Here is a 1,189-nt window from a genome sequence, read left to right on the forward strand (position 1 = left end):
ATAAAACAATATATAATGATAACATGTAATATTTTTGTCAATTATGCATTTTTACATATTCACTCCTTCTAAAGATTTAATCATAAAAAATAAGAGAACTTGAGCTTATATAATAAGATCAAGTTCTCTTATTTCTTTACAAAAAACGCCTACAAAAAACACTTTCCCAATTCCTTACTAATTCATTTGGAGCTTTTCACATAACTAATCGCCTGACTACCCATTTGCACCCATGCCTTTTCAAAGGTTTCTCTCGGCACTTTTACATCTAAGCTATCCTTAAGTGGATCTCGGATATATACAGATTCCTGATCATATCCAATAAGTACAACGCAATGTTCATTATATGTAATAGAAACATCTCCACTATTTGTTTCCCATGTAGTAAATTCATCTTCATCTAATGGCGCAAATGTTGCATTTGTAATCATAACTACCGGTTGTCCTGCTTTTACACTCTTATAAAGTTCTTCTATACTCTTCCCTGTTAAGTCCACAGCTTTATTAGGTAAATACTTTTTTGCTAATTGAAAAAGTGGTCCATGATATACACCATATCCAGATTCAGAAAAGGTATAAATATTTCCTACAAATCCTTCATTCGGATTCCCACGTACACCATCGTTCATAAAATCAACTTTCTTTATTTCATTTGCTAATTTCATCTTATCCACTGTAATGCCTGCGTATTGTAACATCATCGCTAAGCTCGTTACTTCGCATCCTCTATCTAGCTCTGGTAATTGCTGAATTAAAGGTACATTTGATAAGATAATCTTTTCATCACCATTAAACTCCACTTGTTTTCCACTTTGTATATTGAAAAATGTTAATTTCTCCACATACTTTGTAATTCCATTTGTATATACATTCCATGCTGCTATAGCTAGTAAAGCCATACATATATACCACTTCCATCTCCGTATCACTCTCACGCCCTTTTTAGTTCGTTAAATAAGAATAAAACGCGTCAGCATCCGTGCGAATCACCGGTACAAAATTTAGTTCTTTTCCTTTTTCAGGCTGATCTTTTTTTATTTTCTCGGCTAATTCTTGAACCTTCATATTCGTTTTATCCATATTAAGCTCATCTGCCATTTGTAATACTTTTTGCTCATTAATTTCTTTTAATACTTGATATATATCTTTCCCATATAAATCAATATGATATTTTTTTGCTTCTTCCTGT

At 32.1% G+C, this 1,189-nt stretch carries 1 protein-coding gene and 1 pseudogene; both read right to left on the reverse strand.

Annotation, left to right across the window (positions count from 1 at the left end; all coding sequences use genetic code 11):
• Positions 1–182 precede the first annotated feature (182 nt).
• Positions 183–899: a C39 family peptidase gene (locus KI369_RS24455; RefSeq protein ID WP_238484952.1), complete on the reverse strand. Its 717-nt coding sequence runs from the start codon at positions 897–899 to the stop codon at positions 183–185.
• A 43-nt stretch (positions 900–942) separates the two neighbouring features.
• A pseudogene (locus tag KI369_RS24460) lies at positions 943–1,189 on the reverse strand (transporter); the annotation flags it as partial.

The sequence above is a fragment of the Bacillus sanguinis genome, assembly GCF_018332475.1.
Classification (GTDB): domain Bacteria; phylum Bacillota; class Bacilli; order Bacillales; family Bacillaceae_G; genus Bacillus_A; species Bacillus_A sanguinis.